This window comes from Spirosoma oryzae, from assembly GCF_003002825.1.
Taxonomy (GTDB): domain Bacteria; phylum Bacteroidota; class Bacteroidia; order Cytophagales; family Spirosomataceae; genus Spirosoma; species Spirosoma oryzae.
In genome coordinates this window covers 64,379-83,909 of record NZ_PVTE01000004.1, presented here as the reverse complement: position 1 = coordinate 83,909, position 19,531 = coordinate 64,379, and the positions used below count along the sequence as shown (strand labels likewise).

Here is a 19,531-nt window from a genome sequence, read left to right as displayed (position 1 = left end):
CAAAATACGACACAACGGCTCCCTTGGCAACGACCCTCATCCCAACCCCTATCCCAAAACTGGGAGAGGGGCTTTGTAGACTTAACAAATATCTGACAACCTTTTAAGTCTGTGCGAGACCATCAACTATTCTCGATCGTGTCGAAGTAGACTTTCAGTTTGTTGGCGCGGTCTTTTCCGACTACGTCGGAGACTTCATCGAAGGAAGCTTCGCGAATCTTGCTGACACCTTTGAAGTGCTTCAGCAGCTTGGCCGCCGTTTTCTTACCGATACCTTCTACGTTTTCCAGTTCGCTAATCAGGCTGTTGCGGCTACGTTTGTCGCGGTGGTAGGTGATGGCAAAGCGGTGGGCTTCGTCGCGAATGCGTTGAATCAGCTTGAGCGATTCGGACTTTTTATCGATGTACAGCGGCAGGTTGTCTTCGGGGAAATAGATTTCTTCCAGCCGCTTGGCGATACCGATGATGGGTACTTTGCCGTACAAGTTCAGGGCTTTCAGGGCGTCGCAGGCGGCACTAAGCTGGCCCTTGCCGCCATCGATGACGATCAGGTCGGGCATGTCCGTTTGTTCCTCCAGCACACGGGTGTAACGCCGGGTCACGACTTCATACATACTGGCGAAGTCATTAGGCCCGACGACCGTTTTGATCGAGAAATGACGGTACTCCTTATTCGCTGGTTTGCCCCCGATGAAGCAAACCATGGCCGAGACGGGGTTGGTCCCCTGAATGTTGGAGTTATCGAAACACTCGATACGATTCGGCAGGGTTTTGAGCTGCAAATCCTGCTTGAGCCGGATCAGCACGCGGTCTTTTTTGCTGGCATTGGCAGTAGCTTCGGCGGCCGCGCGTTCCTGCCGCTCACGCCGGAAATACAGCACATTCTTGAGCGACATCTCCAGCAGTTTTTTCTTGTCGCCGATCTGCGGAATCGTCACTTCAACCTGCAGGTCAACGTCGGGCTGTATGTTGGTGATGATCTCTTTCGCCTGACTGCCATACTGCGACCGGAACTCGACAATCATCATGGCCAGCAGATCCGGGTCGGTCTCGTCCAGCTTTTTCTTTACCTCGACTGTCTGCGCCTGCACGATCGTTCCGTTGACGACCTTCATAAAGTTGACGTACGCAGCCGTTTCGTCGGAGGCAATCGAAAAGACGTCGGCGTCGGCAATCTTCGGGTTAACGACGGTCGACTTGCTCTGAAAGCGTTGCAGCACGTCCATCTTTTCCTTCTGCTTTTGCGCCTGTTCAAACGCCAGCTCGTTGGCCGCTTCCACCATCCGACTCTTGAAGTATTCCTGCGCCGGTTTCAGGTTTCCTTTCAGAATGTGATGTACCTGCTCAATATCCTTGTCGTAATCGCTCTCAGGCTGTTTGCCTTCACAGGGGCCTTTGCAGTTGCCGATGTGGTATTCCAGACACACTTTGAACTTCCCTGCTTCGATATTTTCGCGCGTCAGGTTGTAATTACAGGTGCGGATGGTGAACAGCTGACTGAACATATCCAGCACCGTGTACATCGGCTTCAAGTTGGCGAACGGGCCGTAGAACGTACCCTGCTTGCGATCAATACGCCGGGTCGTGATGACGCGCGGAAACGGCTCGTCGGTGACGCAGACAAACGGGTACGTTTTGTCGTCGCGCAACAGGATGTTGAACTTGGGCTGGTATCGTTTGATGAGCTGATTCTCCAGCAGCAGCGCGTCGAACTCGGTATGAACGATCGTAAACTCAAGCTTGCGAATCTGGCTCACCAGTCGCAGCGTCTTCCGGTCGTGCTGTTTGGAGTTGGTAAAATAGCTGCTGACCCGGTTTTTCAGGTCTTTCGCTTTCCCTACGTAAATGACCTCGCCCGTCGCGTCGAAATAGCGGTAAACGCCCGGTTCGTGGGGGACCTTGGCCAGTTCTTTTTTATAGTCGAATTCGGGCATGATAACGTTGGCCGGAAACGTATGTTGATGTCACAGATACGGCCGTAACCCGATAGGCAAGGGCCACTATGAAAACAAGCGGCAAACGTTAAAGGTTGCCAGCCGCAGGTCGGTGAACGCGGATTCCAGCGCCTTATCGACCGACTGGGGTCTTGATTGAATGGAGAAGGCGGCCCGCAGCCCGATAGCATCGACGGCCTCGGGGGATAGCGTAACGGCTCCGCACAGCGCAACGACCGGTACTTCGCCCGCCCGGCTCGTTAGGCCGTACAGCAGTTTGCCTTGTGCTGTCTGTAGATCGAGTTTGCCTTCGCCGGTCAGCACCAGGTTCGCATCGCTCAGGTGCTCATCGAAGCCGATCGCGTCGAGTACGAGATCGCTGCCGGGACGCAGACCGGCCTGCAGGAAAAACAGACAACCGGCTCCTAGTCCGCCAGCGGCACCGGCTCCGGGCAAGTCGCCCAGTTCATAGCCGAACTGATCGCGTACAACCCGCGCAAACTGCTGTAGGCCGGCATCGAGCTGGGCTACCTGTTCCGGTGTAGCACCTTTCTGTGGCCCATATACGTAAGCCGCTCCGTCGGGACCGTACAGGGGATTCAGCACATCGCAGGCGACGGAAAACCAAACGTTTTCGACGCTGGATTCAGCGGGTGGAACCAGTTTTCTCAGGTAAATCAGGTTTTCGCCGATGGGGGCCAGTGGCTGATCGTCTTTATCGAGAAACTGCCAACCCAGAGCCGCAGCCATACCGATACCAGCGTCGGTCGTAGCGCTGCCGCCGATGCCCATGACGACGTGTTTGACACCCGTTTTCAGGGCACGATCGATGAGTTGTCCGGTACCGTATGTGCTGGTCTTCAGGGGGTTGCGCTCAGATTCGGTCAATAAATTCAGGCCCGAAGCCGTAGCCATGTCGATGTACGCCGTTTTGCCGTCGGGCGTCAGACCGAAGCCTGCTTCAACGGGTTGCCCCAGTGGACCCTGTACCGTGACGGGATACCAGTGCCCCCCAGATGCAAGCGTCAGTATGCAGGCAGTACCTTCGCCACCGTCGGCAAGCGGAAGCTGAATCAGCTCAGCCGTGGGATGCGCCAGACGAACACCTTCGGCCATGGCGGTTACGGCCTGACGAGCGGTCAGCGAGCCTCGGAATTTGTCTGGAGCCAGGATGATTTTCATGTAGGGCGTTAGGGGGAACGCCCAAAAGTACGTCTACGCTAATTTATTCACAAAAGATCATGCATGTTGTTACTAGTCGGCGGCTCTATATACAGAATATATAGCAAGTAGTTTACCCGCTTTACTGCAATATTTCGTCTTCGTCCTCGACAACCACCTTAGGCGGAACATACCGACTGGCAGAGTCGATGTGATAACCGCCACAATCGATTTTAAAGCCGTTTGGTTTGCGGAAAGGAACGGGCTTATAACGCGCCAACGTCGGATCTTTGTAGACTTTTTGCATGTACACGGCCCAGGTAGGCATCGCCAGCCGACCGCCCTGCCCCAGTTCGATCGAGCGGAAGTGAATCGACCGGTCGTCACCACCCACCCAGACCCCCGACACCAGCCGCTGGGTCATGCCCATAAACCAGGCATCGGAATAGTTCGAGGTCGTCCCCGTTTTAGCGGCAATCTGATTGCCGCCTTCCATCAGCTTGTACTGACCCGCCAGTCGGGCGGCTGTACCACCCGGCTCAACAGCCGCCTGCATCAGGTGCAGCATTTCGTAGGCCCGGTTGGCGCTGATTACCTGATTGGCGTCCGCCGTGAAGGTTTTCAGCACGTTGCCGTTCTTGTCGGTGATACGGCTAATAATCATGGGCCTGACGCGCAGCCCGCCGTTGGCAAATGAACAGTAGGCCGCCACCATTTCGTAGACGGATACGTCGGAGGTACCCAGGCAAAGTGTTGGGTTGTCCGTCAATTTGCTCTGAATACCCAAATCGTGTGCGTACTTGATTACGGCTTCGGCTCGCGTTTTTTTGATCAACTGGGCGCTGATCGTGTTGATCGACTGACCGAGCGCATCGCGCAGGCTTAGATCACGGTAGCTGTATCGACCGTTCGAGTTTTTGGGCGTCCAAGCCGGGCCATTGTTGTTGTCTTCGCCGTGCGCGAACGTCGTTGGCTGGTCGACCAGATGCGTACAGGGGGTCACGAAGCCCTGATCGATGGCAGTCAGGTAGATAAACGGTTTAAACGTAGACCCCGGCTGCCGGCGGCTTTGCCGAACGTGGTCGAATTTCATGTGCCGGAAGTTGATCCCCCCAACCCAGGCCTTGACGTGGCCTGTTTCCGGGTCCATCGACATAAAACCCGTATTGAGCAATCGTTTGTAGTAACGCAGCGAATCGAGCGTACTCATCGTCGTATCCTTCTCATTTCGACGCCCACCGTACACAAACACTTTCATCTTGTGCGGTTTCCGCATCTCAGCCCAGACGGCTTTCAGATCACCATCAAGATCTGCTTTCAACTGCTTGAAGCGAGTGGTCTTTTGTGCTTTGTCTTCGATGAAGTTTGGAATTTCGTCGTACACGGTGCGCTTACCGACTTTCCGGGGGGCTACCCACGGATTCCGACCCCGCCAGTGTTCGTAGAATTTCCGCTGCTGATCGCGCATGTTCGTCATCACGGCTTCTTCCGCGTAGGTCTGCATGCGCGAGTCGATCGTCGTGTAAATGCGTAACCCACTGGTATACAGGTCAAGCTCGGCGCCGGGATTTTCCTCGTTATAGTCGTTGATCCAGCGTTTGATATCGTCGCGAATGACCGAACGGAAATAAGCGGCCATCCCCGTGTTCTGGTTCTCGACGCTGAAATCCAGTTTCAGCGGCTTTTTCTGGTACAACGCTTCCTGATCGAGTGTCAGAAACCCATATCGCTGCATCTGACTCAGTACGACGTTACGACGCTGAATCGCCCGTTCTTCAAAAATGCGGGGATCGTAGCGCGACGGGTTCTGGAGCATCCCAACCAGCAGGGCCGCCTGTTCAACGTTCAGGTTCCAGGGCTCTTTATCAAAGTATGTCTTGGCCGCCGTTTTGATACCAAAGGTGTTGTTGCCGAACGATACCGTGTTCAGGTACATCATCATGATCTCCTGCTTGGTATAATTCCGCTCCAGGCGCACCGACAGAATCCATTCCTTGGTCTTTTCGATGACCGTTTTCAGAACCGGAATGTTACCCAGCGCACCCCGCAGCTTTTCGCCCCGCGTGTCGAAGAGGTTTTTGGCGACCTGCTGGGTCAGCGTACTACCGCCCCCCGAGCTACTATTGCCCGTCGCGATGCCTTTGATTACCCGAAAGAAGGAGCGGGGGTCGATACCGGAGTGCTTGACGAATCGGGCATCTTCGGTTGCGAGCAGGGCCGACGTTACGTTGGGGGAGACCTGCGTAATCTCGACGGGCGTCCGGTTCTCGGTATAATACTTTCCCAACAGCTGATTGTCGGCTGTGTAGACTTCCGAAGCTACTTCGCTTTGTGGGTTTTCGAGTGCTTTCAGGCTGGGCATTCCTCCAAACAGCCAGAGGAAGTTATAACTGACGGCCAAAATGTACAGTACCAGCAAACCAACACCCAGCAGCGCGAACCGCCACAGGTTTTGAATCAGGCTCTTGTACCGACCGGTTGCAAAATCAAACATTATATGGGTAAGTGGTTTTCGGTTTTCAGTATACAGTTTTCGGTGGTTTACGAATCGATCTGCCCATTGGCGAAACCGTGAACCGTAAACTGTATACCGTGGACACTATTTCTTCTGATTCACAGCCGCCAGCATTTCCTTGGCACGAAATAACAGCGGGCTACCCGGAAAATCACGGATAAATTCGCTGAGCGCCTGCCGGTACGAATCGGGTGTCTGTAACTTGCCAACCAGCAGCACGCGGAGCAAGGCCAGCTTATCGCTGATTTTGGCTCCGGCATAATCGCCCAGGGCCTTGTCGGCGCGGGCCAGTGCCTCGGTCAGGTTGTTTTCTTTGTAAAGGTCGTAAATCTGTGTGTAAACGGCCAATGCCCGCGCTTCTGCGTCGCTGCCCTGAGCGGCAGCACGACCTGTCAGGCGTGCGTAGGTCGTGTTGGGGAACTCCGTTTGTAAGCGGTCTTTCCAGGGGGACGCCTTGCCCAACTGCTCATTCGACAAATGCAGCAGGTAATAGACTTCCGGTTTCTGAATGGTATTCGGGTAGCGATTTAGCAACTGCTCGAACGTGCTGATCGCGTCGGCAGGCTGATTGAACTGAAATTTGTAGAGTTTCCCCAGCTTATAAAGTGCTGTCTCTACGCGCTGGTTAGCCTGTAGCTGCCCGTCGGCAGTAAACGGAATCTTGGCACGCATGGCGTCGCGCTGCGCTTGATTGGCGGATACCGGACCACCAATAACGGGCGTGCCGTTGGTGGCATCCTGCGGAGTCAGGGGGGCGTTCGGATTGATACTGTTGGCCAGCGATTCGCCGTTGAGTGGACTGCCCGTACCGGCAATGGCATCCGATGCCTGTTTGGTACTGCGTCGCCAGTCGTCTTCAAGTGGCCGGTTGCCCCAGCGCGACTGGAACTCCTGTCGGCCCTGGCTGAGTGCTACCGGATTATACAGCACCCAGCGCTGGTCGGGGGACAGGTCGGAGTTCGTGGCTCCCGGTATGCTGGTGACCCCACCCGAAACCCGATCCGCGATTTGTTGTGCCAGTGCCGCCTGTGCTTTGTCGGCTTCCTGGCGACGCCGAATGGCATCGTCGATGACTTTATTTAGTTCGGCCGGGGGGAGCTTCGCTAGGCGCAGTAGACTATCCTCAGTGTAGATCGTGTTTTTATACTGAACAAATTCGTCGAGTGTATTCCGGCGGGTGAGCAGGGCTGCGTAATCGGCCGACTGACGGGGAAACTGCGCCAGCGCGCTGTCGTAGTACGCTTTCGCCTGCGCGTAGTCGCCTTTCTTCTGATCGAACAGCCGTCCGATTTCCTGATACGTGTAAGGCACCTGCGTCGAGGATGGTGATGCCTGAATGGCCCGGCGGTAATAATCGATCCCCTTGTCGATGTTTCCCTTCCGTACTTCCAGCAGTCCCATGGTGGCGTAAATCTTGTCTTTCAGGTCCGCGTTTTTTCGGTCGTTGAGCATCGTCTCGAACGTCCGTTCCGACGTGGCAGCTTCCTGAATGTCGCTTGACAAGCCTTTGCTCTGAATCGCGTACAGATTGGCGTAGAATAACTGATCGTAGCTGGGTCGGCTTTTGGCTACCTGTTTGTATTGCGCAACGGCTTTAGCTGGTTGTCCCGAGACATCGTACAACTGGCCAGCGATCAGATGGAGCCGGGCAGTTACTTCATTCTTGGGCAGTACCGGAAACGTTGCGTCCAGGATGGCAGCCGCAACGGCGTATTTACCTTGCCGCTCGTTAAGGTAGGCATTGGTGAGGTAGTAATCCCGCGTGTTGGCTTTGTTGAGCGGTTGTGCCCGGAGGTATTCGCCGACGTTTTGCGCATTGGCATAATCGCTTGCTTCGACATAAGCCCGCATCAGCCAGACAAGTGCCGTATGCTTATCGTCAGGATCTGTCCCCTTCGTGTTAACGTACTTGAATACCTCGATGGCGTTGGGTAAATCCTGCTTCAGCAGTCGGGCACGACCGATGATGATATAGGCATCGTCCAGCCATTTACTATTCTGGTGTCGTTCAGGAATCAGCGAGGCTTTTTTGATGGCGTCATCGAGAAACTGCTTCACCGCCTGACTCTTCGTTGAATCGACGGGCAGCAGAATGGGCAATACCTGACTATAATTTTCCTGGCGGGTTTTAAACAGCGTTGCTTCGGCCTGTTCGAGTTCGTCGCGGGCGATCACGTAGGCATTGTAATGCGCTGTCAGGTTGTGGTATCCTTTGCTGACAGGTTTTGTACTGTACTGCGAACAGGATAACAGGCCGCTCAACAGACTAACGACTGTCGATAAGAGAAGGAAAGACGAATACCTAAAACGAACCATTCAACTAGCGACGCGTGGCTTATCTGCATTCAAAACGTTGCCGGGTAAGCTGGCTATATGCAACGTTAGCTCAAATTAACGAATTTTGCCCGACCGACTGTATACCAATGCCTAATTCGATGGAAAACCAGCCTGACGATCAACCCCGCCGACAAGCTTCTAACGACCCGCTGAAGAACACGGCCGAGAAGAGCAAGTCTTTTGTGCAGTACAGTGGCATTGCCTTTCAGATGCTGGGTACTATCGGCCTTGGTGTCTGGGTGGGGCTGAAACTGGATGAATGGCAGCAAAACCCGCGCCATATCTGGACCATCGTCCTGTCGCTCACGGCTATCGGTGCGTCGCTCTACCTATTTATTAAACAGTTAACAAGATAGGTTTTCGGTTTTCGATACACGGTTTACGGTTTTCTACAGGGGGCAATCATCGGGTTGGTTACCCTGTATGTTCTCGGACCGTCGTACGAAACTTGGGTTGATACCACCGTAAACCGTAAACAGAATACCGAAAACTGATTTCATGCTTCGTACCGCGCTTGTCACTATCGTTTTAGCAATTGTATTTTTCGTAGCCGAGCGTTACATGCAGGTAGCGTGGCTGCACCCGTCCTGGAAAGCGATGCTGGTTTTTTTTATCAGCGTCAGTTTTCTGCTGCACCGACTGGTCGATCTTGGTTTACAGGGTGATCGGGAACAATTCGTACCGATGTATCTGGGGGCAACGGTAGCGCGACTGGTACTGTCGCTGGCGTTCGTCGGCTTTTTTCTGTATCGGGGTGTCGCCGACCGGCGCACCTTCGTTTTTGACTTTCTTGTACTATATATATTTTACACCAGCTTTGAGATTTGGACGGTGAGCCGTAACTTGCGTCGCGATTCATAAACGGGATCAATCGCTTCATATGATGCAGTCGTCAATTAAAAAATTCTTAATTGCTATAACGCTTATCCTGAGTTCATTAGGCGTAGTGATGGCTCAGGAAGGGCACGAAGGCCACGCAGCCGGTCACGAACCTGCGAAAAAGGAAAAATTCGATGTGGGTGGCATGATCATGCACCACATCAAAGACGACCACGGCTGGGAATTTGCCCACGGTCTGACGCTTCCCCTGCCCGTCATTCTGTACTCGCAGGATCGGGGTCTGGAAGTATTCTCGTCGGCACACCTGGCCCACGGCGAAGTCTACAACGGCTACAAGAACGAACACGGCAAAATTCACCGCGTAACCGAAACCGGTGCGCTTGATGAAGAAGCCAAGGTTTATGATTTTTCCATTACCAAGAACGTTGCTTCGCTGCTGTTGAGCGCGGTCATCATGATCCTGCTGTTTTCGGCAGTCACGAAAGGCTACACAGCCAATAAAGGCAAAGCACCGAAAGGCATACAGTCATTCCTGGAGCCGATCATTCTGTTTGTTCGGGACGAAATCGCCAAAGGAAGCATCGGTCCGAAGTACGAGAAGTTTCTGCCGTACCTGCTGACGCTGTTTTTCTTCATCCTGATAAACAACCTATTGGGCCTGCTACCGGGTGCGGCTAACCTGACGGGGAATATCGCCGTAACGCTCGTACTGGCGGTCATCACGTTTCTGATCGTAACGTTCAACGGCAACAAGCATTACTGGATGCACCTTGTCCGGCCGACGGGTGTCCCCCTGCCACTGCTGATCGTCATGATTCCGGTCGAGATCGTGGGCGTATTCATGAAGCCGATCTCGCTGATGATCCGGTTGTTCGCCAACATCACCGCCGGTCACATTATCATCCTGAGTTTGCTCGGCCTGATTTTCATGGCTAACGCGATGGCTGGTACCACGACAAGCGTAGCGATCAGCCCGGTCGTTATGTTCTTTACCCTGTTCCTCAACCTGATCGAGTTGATCGTCGCGTTCCTGCAGGCGTTCATCTTCACGCTGCTGACGGCGATGTACATCGGTAGCGCCGTTGAAGAACACCACAGTCACGAAGCCGACCACGGTGCACACGGTACGACTTCGGAGTTGGGTTAATTTCTTGATTTGCAATCTTTTGTTTCACGTTTACCATAAATTCAATTTATCATGTTTGCAATGTTGATGTCTCTGCTGCTGGAAACCACGGGTAGCATTTCTGTATTCGGTGCCGCTCTGGGCGCAGGTCTGGCAGCTATCGGTGCTGGTATGGGTATCGGCCGGATTGGTGGCAGTGCCATGGAAGGTATCGCTCGTCAGCCGGAAGCAGCTGGTCGTATCCAAACGGCTATGCTGATCATCGCGGCTCTGATCGAGGCCGTGGCGCTGTTCGCAGCGGTAATCTGTCTGCTGGTTGCTACGGCTGCCTAAGCCCGGCAACAGGCAGTAAAAAATTGGGTCGGCTGGTTGCGGTAGGCGCTGGCGCAACGGCCCGTAGCAGTAACGAAACAACGCGCTCTGGTGGGGATAGCCCGCCGGAGGGCGTTGTTTGACAAAAGATTGACAGAGCTGCTGGCTCTACCTTATTATCGACCATCCATAATCTGACTGGTATACATACATGGACTTACTTACTCCTGATCTCGGTTTGCTGTTCTGGCAGCTAGTCGTGTTTCTCGGCCTTTTCTTCATTCTGCGCGCGTTTGCCTGGGGACCGATTGTATCGAGCCTGCACGAGCGTGAAAACAACATTCAAAGTGCACTCGACCTGGCCGAGAAGACCCGTGTCGAGATGACGGCTATGCAAGCCAACAATGAAAAACTGCTGGCGGAAGCGCGGCAGGAGCGCGAAGCCATTCTGCGCGGTGCGAAAGAAACGGCCGACAAAATGGTAGCCGATTCGCGCGAGAAAGCTGAAGTAGAAGGCAAGCGGATTCTGGAACAGGCGCGCGAAGCAATGCAGAACGAGCGGCAGGCGCTGGTAACGCAAATGAAAAAAGAAGTCGTAACGCTTTCGCTTGACATCGCTGAGAAAGTGCTGCGGAAAGAACTCAACGACAAGTCGACACAGGAAAAACTGGTGTCGGACATGGTGGCTAACTCACGTCTAAACTAATCGACTATGGCTGTTGCAACGGTAGCATCCCGTTACGCCAAGTCGCTGCTTGATTTGGCCAAAGAGCAGAACGTGCTGGAAGAAACAAGCAAAGACATGCTGTTCTTCCGGGATACGCTGGCGAAAAACCGGCAGTTGGGATTGATTTTGCAAAACCCAATCGTTCGGGCTGAAAAGAAAAACGCGATCGTAGAGCAGGTATTTGCCAGCCGGTTCAAACCGCTGACGATGGCCTTCTTCAAAATTATCGCTAAGAAAAACCGCGAAGCTATCATCGGCGACATTGCGGCTGAGTTCATCGCGCAATACGACCGGATGAAGGGTGTACAGCGGGCTATCGTTATCACTACGGTGCCCCTGACCGAAGAACAGCGGTCGACGTTCAAGGCGATGGTTATCAAACTAGCCGGTAGCAAATCGGTTGAGCTGGAAGAAAAAGTCGATTCAAAGCTGATCGGTGGTTATATCCTCCGCGTTGGTGATCGGCAGATCGACGGATCGATTCGCAACCAGTTGAACGAGATGCGGATGGCCTTGTTGAACTAGAACCAGCTTTATTTCACAAGAAACGGCCTGATTCCAACGAGTCAGGCCGTTTTGCGTTACCACCATTTTTCGTAACCGGCGGGCGGTGTCCAGCTATCGTTTGGCTCGAAGTGGTGCCAAAGCAAGGCACCGACAGTCCGCATCAGGGTAGTTCCTTCATTGTCGCGCCCCCACTTTTCGTCCTGCTGGTGTTTTGTCATGACACAATACACATACTCGCCGTGGGGCGCGTGTACCAGCACCACTTCTGACCGCGCCTGGTTGACAGCCCCGTTTTTGGTAACGGCTTTCACGCTCGGCGGCAGCTGCGACAGCCCGTCGTGATCCCAGTATTGCCGACCCAGATTCCGGTACATCTCGTCGCTGGCATCAGGACTGACTGCCTTGCCGTCCCGTATGTACACCAGCAAATCGGCCAGTTCGCGGGGTGTTGTTTGTCCCCACCCGTTCTGTTTCTGAAACGCTTCCCGGCCGGGTGTGCGCGAGTTGACACGCGTCTGGCGAAAACCATTGGCGTCGAGCCACTGGTTGATCGTTTTACCGCCACCCGCCAGCGCCTGACACCACAAACTACCCGTGTTGTCGCTAACCGATTCCATAAGCATGACCACCTGACTGAGCGGAATCGTGGTGCCGTCTTTTAATGAACCCACAATGCCATCGTCGTAATGCAGCGAATCGCGGTAGGTTAATGGCTGCTCATAGCTCAGTTCGCCCTGGTGAATTTTGTCGAACAGACCGCACTGAATCGGGATCTTAACCGTACTGGCGGTCGGGAATAAGGTGTCGGCATTAATCGCGACAGTTTGGCCGGTACGCAGATTCCGAACGTAGATACCAGCCTGCCCGTGAAAACTACCGATAAGCTGCTGAAGCGACTTTGCCAGTCGGCGGGTGCTGGCTGATGGGCGGGGGGACGTTGGTTGCGCCTGCCCGGAAAAGCAGCATAGGCAACCAGTGAGAATAAGTAGACAGATCAGGCGGGACATTGCTTGACTAATTTGACATGGGTGGGCCGGAAGGCCACGGATTCATAAAAACGGATGGCGTCGGTACGTTGCTGATTGGTCGTTACTTCCAGACTGGCCAGGCCAACAGGTGCCAGTTCGGCTTCCAGGGACGCCAATAGTTGCCGACCGATGTGCCGATTCCGGTAACCGGGCCGGACGTACAGTTCCTGAATTTCGCCGACCAGCCCTGTGTGGTGAAGCAGATACTGCAAATGACAACTGACAAAGCCGATCACTTCACCAGCCTGCTCAGCTACCCGGTAATAAACTGTCGGCGTAGCCAGGTTGCGGGTGAAGACGGCGTTGAAAGCGGATCGGTCCAGCGGCTGATTTTCCAGATCGCACAAAAAAGCATAGATCGTCGAGCTATCGGTCAGGTCAGCGGGCCGAACCGTAACGAGTTGAGCGGTCATACCGTGAGTTGTCAGTAAGCCTGAAGTGCATCCGATTCAAATACATGCTTACCTGCCAGCCCTTGCTGTGCGGTTAAAAGCATGGCGTTGGCGACTTTCGATGCCTCAATACCTTTGTACCTGGCTGGAATCAACGGGCTGAACAAACGCATGGCCCCCTCGGCAATCTTCTCAAGCAGCCGGTTTTCATTGCGATGACCTAACAGTACCGATGGCCGAAAAATCAGCAGCGTAGGATACTGCAAACGGGTCAGGTCGCGCTCGATTTCACCTTTGACGCGATTGTAGAAAAACGTCGACTGCACATCGGCACCCATCGAGGTGACAATCGAAAACTGGGAGGCCCCTGCCTGTAGCCCAAGCCGGGCAATGTCGAGCGGATACTGATAATCGACCTTCTGAAATGCCCCTTTCGAACCGGCTTTTTTCATGGTTGTACCCAGGCAGCAGAAGAGGTCATCGGCCTGAACAGGCAGCGCGTCTGGCGTATCGAAATCAAACGTAATCTCCCGCAGGCGGGGGTGCTGCCACCCCAGCGGTCGTCTAACCAATACAGTAACAGACCGATACAGCGATGATTCGACGAGCCGGTGGGTGAGGATGTCGCCAATCAGGCCCGTTGCGCCCAGTACGAGCGCCGTTTTATTGGGATGAGTGGTCATAGGCTAGGAAGGTTTTTTGCTAATTTAGGCGATCTATACACATTTCCGCACACAACCTTCGAACCGCATTCATGCGCTCTTTTCACTCCCTGCTTACTGTCGGTGCCCTCGCACTGACCACACTACTCATTGCCTTTCGTGCCGATGAGGGCTTCCCCGCCCGACTAATCGAGCAGTTGTCGGCGTACATGCGGCAACGGCCAACCGAGAAAGTATACGTTCAGACCGACCGTGATGTTTACCTGCCGGGTGAAACCGTTTGGCTGAAAGGCTATCTGTTCAACGGTATCAACCACCAAACGGACTCGATCAGCCGGGTATTGTACGTTGATCTGGTTGACCCCGCAGCCCGGAAAGTGCGTATTCATGCCCAGTTACAGGCGACGGGTGGTTATGCGCCGGGGCAGTTCACGCTTCCGGATACACTACCTGACGGAACGTATGTGCTACAGGCCTACACGAGCTTTATGCGCAACTACGCAACGGACTACTTTTTTACCAAGACGCTGACCGTGGTTAGCCCGGCGGCTACGGCCGCTCGCCCGGCAACCGCTACGGGAAGCCGTCCCGACGTGCAGTTCATGCCAGAGGGCGGAACGATGGTGGCGGGTATTCAGGGCCGGGTTGCGTTCAAGGCGGTCGATGCACAGGGGCGGGGTATTTCGGTATCGGGCTTCGTGGTCGATACAAACAAGGACACGCTGACGGGCTTCGCGAGTCAACACCTGGGTATGGGCTTTTTCGCGCTACAGCCGGTGGCCGGGCAGACGTATACGGCCTTTGTTCGAACGGGCGACGGACCACTGACAAGTTATCCATTGCCGGCAGTATCAGCCGAAGGCGCCAGCTTACAGGTCGATAACCTCAGTAGCAGGGATAAAGTACGCATTTTCGTTCAGCACAATTTTGCCAGTCAGACCGGAGCGATGACCTTGATTGCCCAGTCGAGGGGGATGGTGTTGCAAACGGCGCAGGTGCCGCTGGCCCGTAAATCGTCGTCGGTTCAGATCTCCCGAACGCAGTTTGTGGAAGGGATTACGCAGCTCACCTTGTTCGATGCGGAGAACCGGCCTGTTTGTGAGCGACTGATCTTCGTCGACCGGAACGAGCAGATTCGAATTGGGATTACGCCCAATAAAACCACGTATAAAAAGCGGGAGCGCGTCGACTTGACCATCACAACAACGGATGCCGCCGGTAAACCCGTACCGGCAAACCTGTCGCTGGCCGCGCTCGATAATCAGCTGACCCCCGATATTGATTCCGCTGGTCAAACCATCGTCTCGTCGTTGTTGCTGACCTCCGACCTGGCCGGAACCATTGAACAGCCGGGCTACTATTTCGATACGACACATATCGACCGGGCCAACAAGCTGGACGTATTGATGATGACACAGGGCTGGCGTCGCTTTGTCTGGGCAGATGTGCTGTCGGGAAAGGTACCACCCACAACCTACCCCGTAGAAGGCGGCTTGTCGCTGACGGGGCAGGTCCGCCGACTCAACCAGAAAGAAACGGGTAGCCCGGTTAAACTGACGTTTGTGGTGGCTCACCGCGACAGTACCCGCGAATTTTTTACCGGTGAATCCGACGCAACTGGTCGGTACGGCGCGTACGACCTCAATTATGTCGATACCGCAACCGTCATGATTCAGGCCGTTAAAGGGAAAGCCAACCGCGACCTGACAATTTCGCTCGATCAACTGCTCAGTCCGACCGTTACGATAACGAAGGTGCCGTACAATCCACTGGAGATTCGGCGCGATGAACTGGCCGAATTTATCCGTCGTACCAATGAATACCTGGCAATCGAGCGACAGATTCGGAACAATCGGGAAGTATTGCTCAAGGCCGTAACGGTGCGGGCTAAACGCGCCGAAGTAGTCGATTCTAGAAAAATTTACGGCCGCGCCGATGCCACGATAAAATTTGATCAGACAAACACGGCCGGGCGGCTTACCGTGCTCGACGTCATTCAGGGGCGTGTGGCGGGCGTGCAGGTAACGGGTTCGGGCTTCAGCGCGCAGGTGCAGATACGGGGGGCGGTCAACTTCAGCGGAGCCGTTGCACCCCTGTTTGTACTGGATGGTATGCCCGTCGATTTACAGACGATCAACAGCCTGTCAATTCAGGATGTCGATCAGGTCGACGTATTGAAAGGAGCGTCGGCGGCTATTTATGGCTCACAAGGGGCGGGTGGTGTGATCGCCGTGTTGACGAAGCGCGGATCGCCTAATTATGATCTGACGAAGGAAGCGGCACCGGGGACGTTAATTGCCAAGCTGCCGGGCTATACACCCGTTCGGGAGTTTTATGCACCCCGCTACGATGTAGCCTCGAACGAACCGCCCCGCCCCGACTTCCGAACGACGTTGTTCTGGGCACCCATGGTACAGACCGACGCGACCGGCAAGGCTACCGTTTCGTTCTTTAGCTCCGACAACAAAACTACCGTTCGCTTCAATGTCGAAGGCACGACTGTCGAGGGTATGCCCGGCATCGGACGGAGTCGAATCCGGGTCGAATAAGCCGGTACCGATAGATAGTTGGCCTTGGGCGCTTTAGTGTACAGATTCGTCTATTCATTCGTTGCTCACGTCTATGCGTACTCATTCATTTACAGTGCTGATCGGTTTGCTAACCGCATTCGGCAGTGCCTCGATTGCCCAAACAACCAATTACCCCACGATCGGGCAGGTTGTCCGGACCGATGCCCGGCTCGACAATCTGATTCCGAAAGACGCCAAAATCGACGTGCTGGCGAGTGGGTTCATCTGGACGGAAGGGCCGGTCTGGGTGCGCCCACGGGCGGGCCAGGACGGTAATTTCCTGCTCTTCTCCGACGTGCCGCAGAACACTATTTTCAAATGGACGGAGAAAGACGGCGTCACGACGTTTCTGAAACCGTCGGGTTATACCGGACTGGGCCGCTACAGCGATGAACCCGGCTCTAATGGCCTGACAATCGATCCGCAGGGGTATCTGGTCGCGGCTGAACATGGTGACCGGCGTATTTCGCGGATGCCGCTGAACGGGCTGGGCGGCAAACAGACGCTGGCTGACAGCTATCAGGGAAAGCGGCTGAATAGCCCCAATGACGTCGTTTCGCATTCCAGCGGTAGCTATTACTTCACCGATCCGCCGTACGGTATGCCCAACCGGGAGAAAGACACGACCCGGCAGCTGGGCCTGAACGTGTATCGAATCAGTCCCGCGCAGGCCGATGGTCGGCGGACGGTGGCAATAGTGGTCAGTGATCTGACCCGCCCCAACGGGATTGCGTTTTCACCCGACGAAAAAACATTGTACGTCGCTCAGTCGGACCCGGCCAACCCGGTTATCATGGCCTATCCGGTGCAGGCCGACGGCATGGTTGGAAAAGGGCGGGTTATCATCGGTAAAGAACAGATGGCGAAACAGGGCCTGCGGGGTGGTTTCGACGGGATGAAGGTCGATCAGTCCGGCAACATATGGGCAACGGGTGGCGGAGGTGTCGTCGTGCTGGCCCCGACGGCGGGAACCGGTCCATACGATTTTCTGGGCCACATCCGTATCGGCGGGGCCACGGCCAACTGCGCCTGGGGTGACGACGGCTCGACGCTGTACATCACCGCCGATATGTATCTGTGCCGTATCAAAACGACCGCGAAAGGATTTTAGGGATTTTAACACAGAGGGACGGAGGATTCACGGAGATCACAGCGGACTATTTATTTTCTCCGTGCGCTCTATGAATTCCTCTGTTTCTCTGTGTTTGGAAAAAAGTTTATTAAGCGGTAGGTAGGTAATAGTGCCGGAAAGCGAAAAGCTTCTTTCATACTGGCATTCTTTTCTCGTAATTTTGTTGTAGCGGCAACTGGCCGCCTATAAGAAATTACCTGAATGCTGGAGAATCGTAAGTACGTCGTTATCGGCTTTTTCTGCCTGATTGGGGTACTGTATCTGGCCCGGCTTTTTTACCTGCAAGTACTGGACGACAATTATTCGCTGGGCGCGTCCAAAAACTCAATCAAGCGTGTCATCGAAGTGCCGTATCGCGGGCAGATCTATGACCGTACGGGCACTAAACTGCTGGTCGACAATACCCCCGTCTACGATCTGTACGTCACACCCAAACAGGTGCGTATCAGTGATACGGCGGCTTTTTGCCGGCTGATGAACATTGCCAGGCCCGATTTCGACAGCATCATGGGGCTGGCTGTCAACTACTCGAAAGTAAAGCCTTCGCTGTTTATGCGTCGGCTGTCGAAAGAAGACTTTGCCCGCATTCAGGATGCGCTGGTCGACTACCGGGGTTTCTCGCCCAAGATCAGTTCCATGCGTACTTACCCGTCGCACACGATGGCCACTACGTTGGGTTACGTCAGTGAGGTGTCGCGGAAGCAGCTCGACGAGCAGGAATACCCGTACTACCGACAGGGCGATTATATCGGGCATGGTGGTCTGGAGCAACAGTACGAACTGGAATTGCGGGGACGTCGGGGGGTGAAGTTCATGATGCAGAACGTCCACGGGGTCAATAAGGGCTCCTGGAAAGATGGCGCGTACGATACCGTCGCCGTGGCTGGTCAGAACCTGATTACGGGTATTGACGTCGACATTCAGCAATTTGCCGACAGTTTAATGCAGCATAAAGTAGGCGCGGTGATTGCCATCGATCCGGCGACGGGCGAAATACTCGCATCCGTATCGGCACCTACCTTCGACCCGGAGATGTTGTCGACAAACTCATTCTCCAAGAGTTACATGAGTTTGCTGCGGAACCCGTACCGGCCATTATTCAACCGGCCAATCATGGCTAGTTACCGGCCTGGTTCGACCTTCAAGCTGATTCAGGCCCTGTTGGCGCAACAAGATGGTACGCTTAGTCCACATACGGTCTACGGCCATGCGGGCTCGCCCATGCGCTGCCACTGCCGGGGCGGGCAGGACCTACGGGGTGCCATCGGTAATTCGTGCAACCCATACTTTTATCAGGTATTCCGGCGGATGATTTACAACAACGCCGAGCGCAACACCTTCAAAGCGTCGGCGATTGGGCTGGCGAAGTGGCACGAAGGCGTCGAGAAATTCGGTATCGGTCAACGGCTGGGTGTCGACTTGCCCAGTGAACGATTAGGGAATCTGCCCGACGTGCCGTACTACGACAAAATGTACGGCGGGGCTAACCGCTGGAAGTTTTCGTACGTATCGTCACTGAGCATCGGGGAGGGCGAACTGCTGGTTAGTCCGCTTAAGCTGGCGAACCTGGCAGCGGCCATTGCGAATCGGGGCTGGTTCATCACACCGCACTACGTACGGGGCTTTGGCCGTGCCGGCGCGGGTCTGCCGGCTGAATACACGCAGCGCCATGAGACGGGTATCGATCGGGCTTACTTTCTGCCTGTCATCGACGGTATGCGCCGGACGATGGTCAACGGGAGTGCGCGATCGGTCAACCTGCCGACGATCGATTTGTGTGGGAAAACGGGTACATCGCAAAACGCTAAATTCGGTCATCGCTATGACCACTCCGTTTTCGTTGGGTTTGCCCCGATGAACGACCCTAAAATTGCCATTGCTGTTTTTGTGGAGAATGCCGGCTGGGGTAGCGACGTAGCCGCACCCATTGCTGCCCTGATCGCTGAGCGATACATCCATAAGCGGACGATCTCGAAACACGTGGCTACCCGGATGATGAACGCCTACTACCTGCCGCCGGCGGAGAGTGGCTCGATGTACCGCAAACCGGCTCCTCGTCGGTCGCGTACGGATTCTACCCGCACTGGTCAACCCCGGCGTACCGACTCGATTCCAACGCCTAAGGCCCTTGCGCCCAAGCCCCTGATGACCAATCAACCCCGCCCCGTTCAGTCGGCCGGCCTGGCGGGAAATTAAATTCGGTTTTCGGTACATGGTTTACGGTTTACGATGGCTGGCCTGTCAAGGTCAGTGCCGGGCAGTAACTACCGTAAACCGTGAACCGTATA

Annotated in this window: 16 protein-coding genes; 9 read left to right on the top strand and 7 right to left on the bottom strand. The window is 54.7% G+C overall.

The genetic code is table 11. The features are described from left to right. Positions 1–122: 122 nt before the first annotated feature. The 4 genes from uvrC to porW all read right to left on the bottom strand — a co-directional run bounded on the left by uvrC (position 123) and on the right by porW (position 7,926). Positions 123–1,934, bottom strand: coding sequence for an excinuclease ABC subunit UvrC (gene uvrC / locus CLV58_RS05665; protein ID WP_106136819.1), 1,812 nt, complete (start codon positions 1,932–1,934; stop codon positions 123–125). 66 nt (positions 1,935–2,000) lie between these two features. Continuing rightward, positions 2,001–3,116: a glycerate kinase gene (locus CLV58_RS05660; protein WP_106136818.1), complete on the bottom strand. Its 1,116-nt coding sequence runs from the start codon at positions 3,114–3,116 to the stop codon at positions 2,001–2,003. Positions 3,117–3,237: 121 nt separating this feature from the next. Continuing rightward, positions 3,238–5,589, bottom strand: coding sequence for a penicillin-binding protein 1A (locus CLV58_RS05655; RefSeq protein WP_106136817.1), 2,352 nt, complete (start codon positions 5,587–5,589; stop codon positions 3,238–3,240). 105 nt (positions 5,590–5,694) lie between these two features. After that, positions 5,695–7,926: a type IX secretion system periplasmic lipoprotein PorW/SprE gene (gene porW, locus CLV58_RS05650; protein WP_106136816.1), complete on the bottom strand. Its 2,232-nt coding sequence runs from the start codon at positions 7,924–7,926 to the stop codon at positions 5,695–5,697. A 107-nt stretch (positions 7,927–8,033) separates the two neighbouring features. On the opposite strand from porW, the gene CLV58_RS05645 reads away from it, so the two are divergent. The 6 genes from CLV58_RS05645 (at position 8,034) to atpH (ending at position 11,477) form a co-directional block, all read left to right on the top strand. After that, positions 8,034–8,303 (top strand): AtpZ/AtpI family protein, encoded by a 270-nt coding sequence (locus CLV58_RS05645; protein ID WP_245882228.1) that lies wholly within the window; start codon positions 8,034–8,036, stop codon positions 8,301–8,303. A 142-nt stretch (positions 8,304–8,445) separates the two neighbouring features. Then, on the top strand, positions 8,446–8,808 hold the full coding sequence (locus tag CLV58_RS05640) for a hypothetical protein (protein WP_106136814.1): 363 nt from the start codon (positions 8,446–8,448) through the stop codon (positions 8,806–8,808). 19 nt (positions 8,809–8,827) lie between these two features. After that, positions 8,828–9,934 carry a F0F1 ATP synthase subunit A gene (gene atpB, locus CLV58_RS05635; RefSeq protein WP_106136813.1) on the top strand — a complete coding sequence of 369 codons (1,107 nt, stop codon included), beginning with the start codon at positions 8,828–8,830 and terminating at the stop codon, positions 9,932–9,934. A 51-nt stretch (positions 9,935–9,985) separates the two neighbouring features. Beyond that, positions 9,986–10,246: an ATP synthase F0 subunit C gene (gene atpE / locus CLV58_RS05630; protein WP_106136812.1), complete on the top strand. Its 261-nt coding sequence runs from the start codon at positions 9,986–9,988 to the stop codon at positions 10,244–10,246. A gap of 190 nt (positions 10,247–10,436) precedes the next feature. Beyond that, positions 10,437–10,931 (top strand): F0F1 ATP synthase subunit B, encoded by a 495-nt coding sequence (locus CLV58_RS05625; RefSeq protein ID WP_106136811.1) that lies wholly within the window; start codon positions 10,437–10,439, stop codon positions 10,929–10,931. A 6-nt stretch (positions 10,932–10,937) separates the two neighbouring features. Beyond that, positions 10,938–11,477, top strand: a complete 540-nt coding sequence (gene atpH, locus CLV58_RS05620; protein ID WP_106136810.1) for an ATP synthase F1 subunit delta — start codon at positions 10,938–10,940, stop codon at positions 11,475–11,477. A gap of 56 nt (positions 11,478–11,533) precedes the next feature. On the opposite strand, the gene CLV58_RS05615 is transcribed toward atpH, so the two are convergent. Genes CLV58_RS05615 through CLV58_RS05605 form a run of 3 tightly spaced genes read right to left on the bottom strand, consistent with a single transcriptional unit; the run spans position 11,534 to position 13,562 of the window. Beyond that, on the bottom strand, positions 11,534–12,466 hold the full coding sequence (locus tag CLV58_RS05615) for a serine hydrolase (RefSeq protein WP_106136809.1): 933 nt from the start codon (positions 12,464–12,466) through the stop codon (positions 11,534–11,536). Continuing rightward, positions 12,454–12,900: a GNAT family N-acetyltransferase gene (locus CLV58_RS05610; protein ID WP_106136808.1), complete on the bottom strand. Its 447-nt coding sequence runs from the start codon at positions 12,898–12,900 to the stop codon at positions 12,454–12,456. The genes CLV58_RS05615 and CLV58_RS05610 overlap by 13 nt, the downstream gene beginning before the upstream one ends. An 11-nt stretch (positions 12,901–12,911) precedes the next feature. Next, positions 12,912–13,562: an oxidoreductase gene (locus CLV58_RS05605; RefSeq protein ID WP_106136807.1), complete on the bottom strand. Its 651-nt coding sequence runs from the start codon at positions 13,560–13,562 to the stop codon at positions 12,912–12,914. A gap of 71 nt (positions 13,563–13,633) precedes the next feature. Here CLV58_RS05605 and CLV58_RS05600 point away from each other — a divergent pair, with 71 nt between their 5' ends. The 3 genes from CLV58_RS05600 (at position 13,634) to CLV58_RS05590 (ending at position 19,439) form a co-directional block, all read left to right on the top strand. Further along, positions 13,634–16,090: a TonB-dependent receptor plug domain-containing protein gene (locus tag CLV58_RS05600; protein ID WP_106136806.1), complete on the top strand. Its 2,457-nt coding sequence runs from the start codon at positions 13,634–13,636 to the stop codon at positions 16,088–16,090. Positions 16,091–16,163: 73 nt separating this feature from the next. Then, positions 16,164–17,222 carry an SMP-30/gluconolactonase/LRE family protein gene (locus tag CLV58_RS05595; protein ID WP_106136805.1) on the top strand — a complete coding sequence of 353 codons (1,059 nt, stop codon included), beginning with the start codon at positions 16,164–16,166 and terminating at the stop codon, positions 17,220–17,222. Positions 17,223–17,444: 222 nt separating this feature from the next. Beyond that, on the top strand, positions 17,445–19,439 hold the full coding sequence (locus tag CLV58_RS05590; RefSeq protein WP_106136804.1) for a penicillin-binding transpeptidase domain-containing protein: 1,995 nt from the start codon (positions 17,445–17,447) through the stop codon (positions 19,437–19,439). Positions 19,440–19,531: the final 92 nt, after the last annotated feature.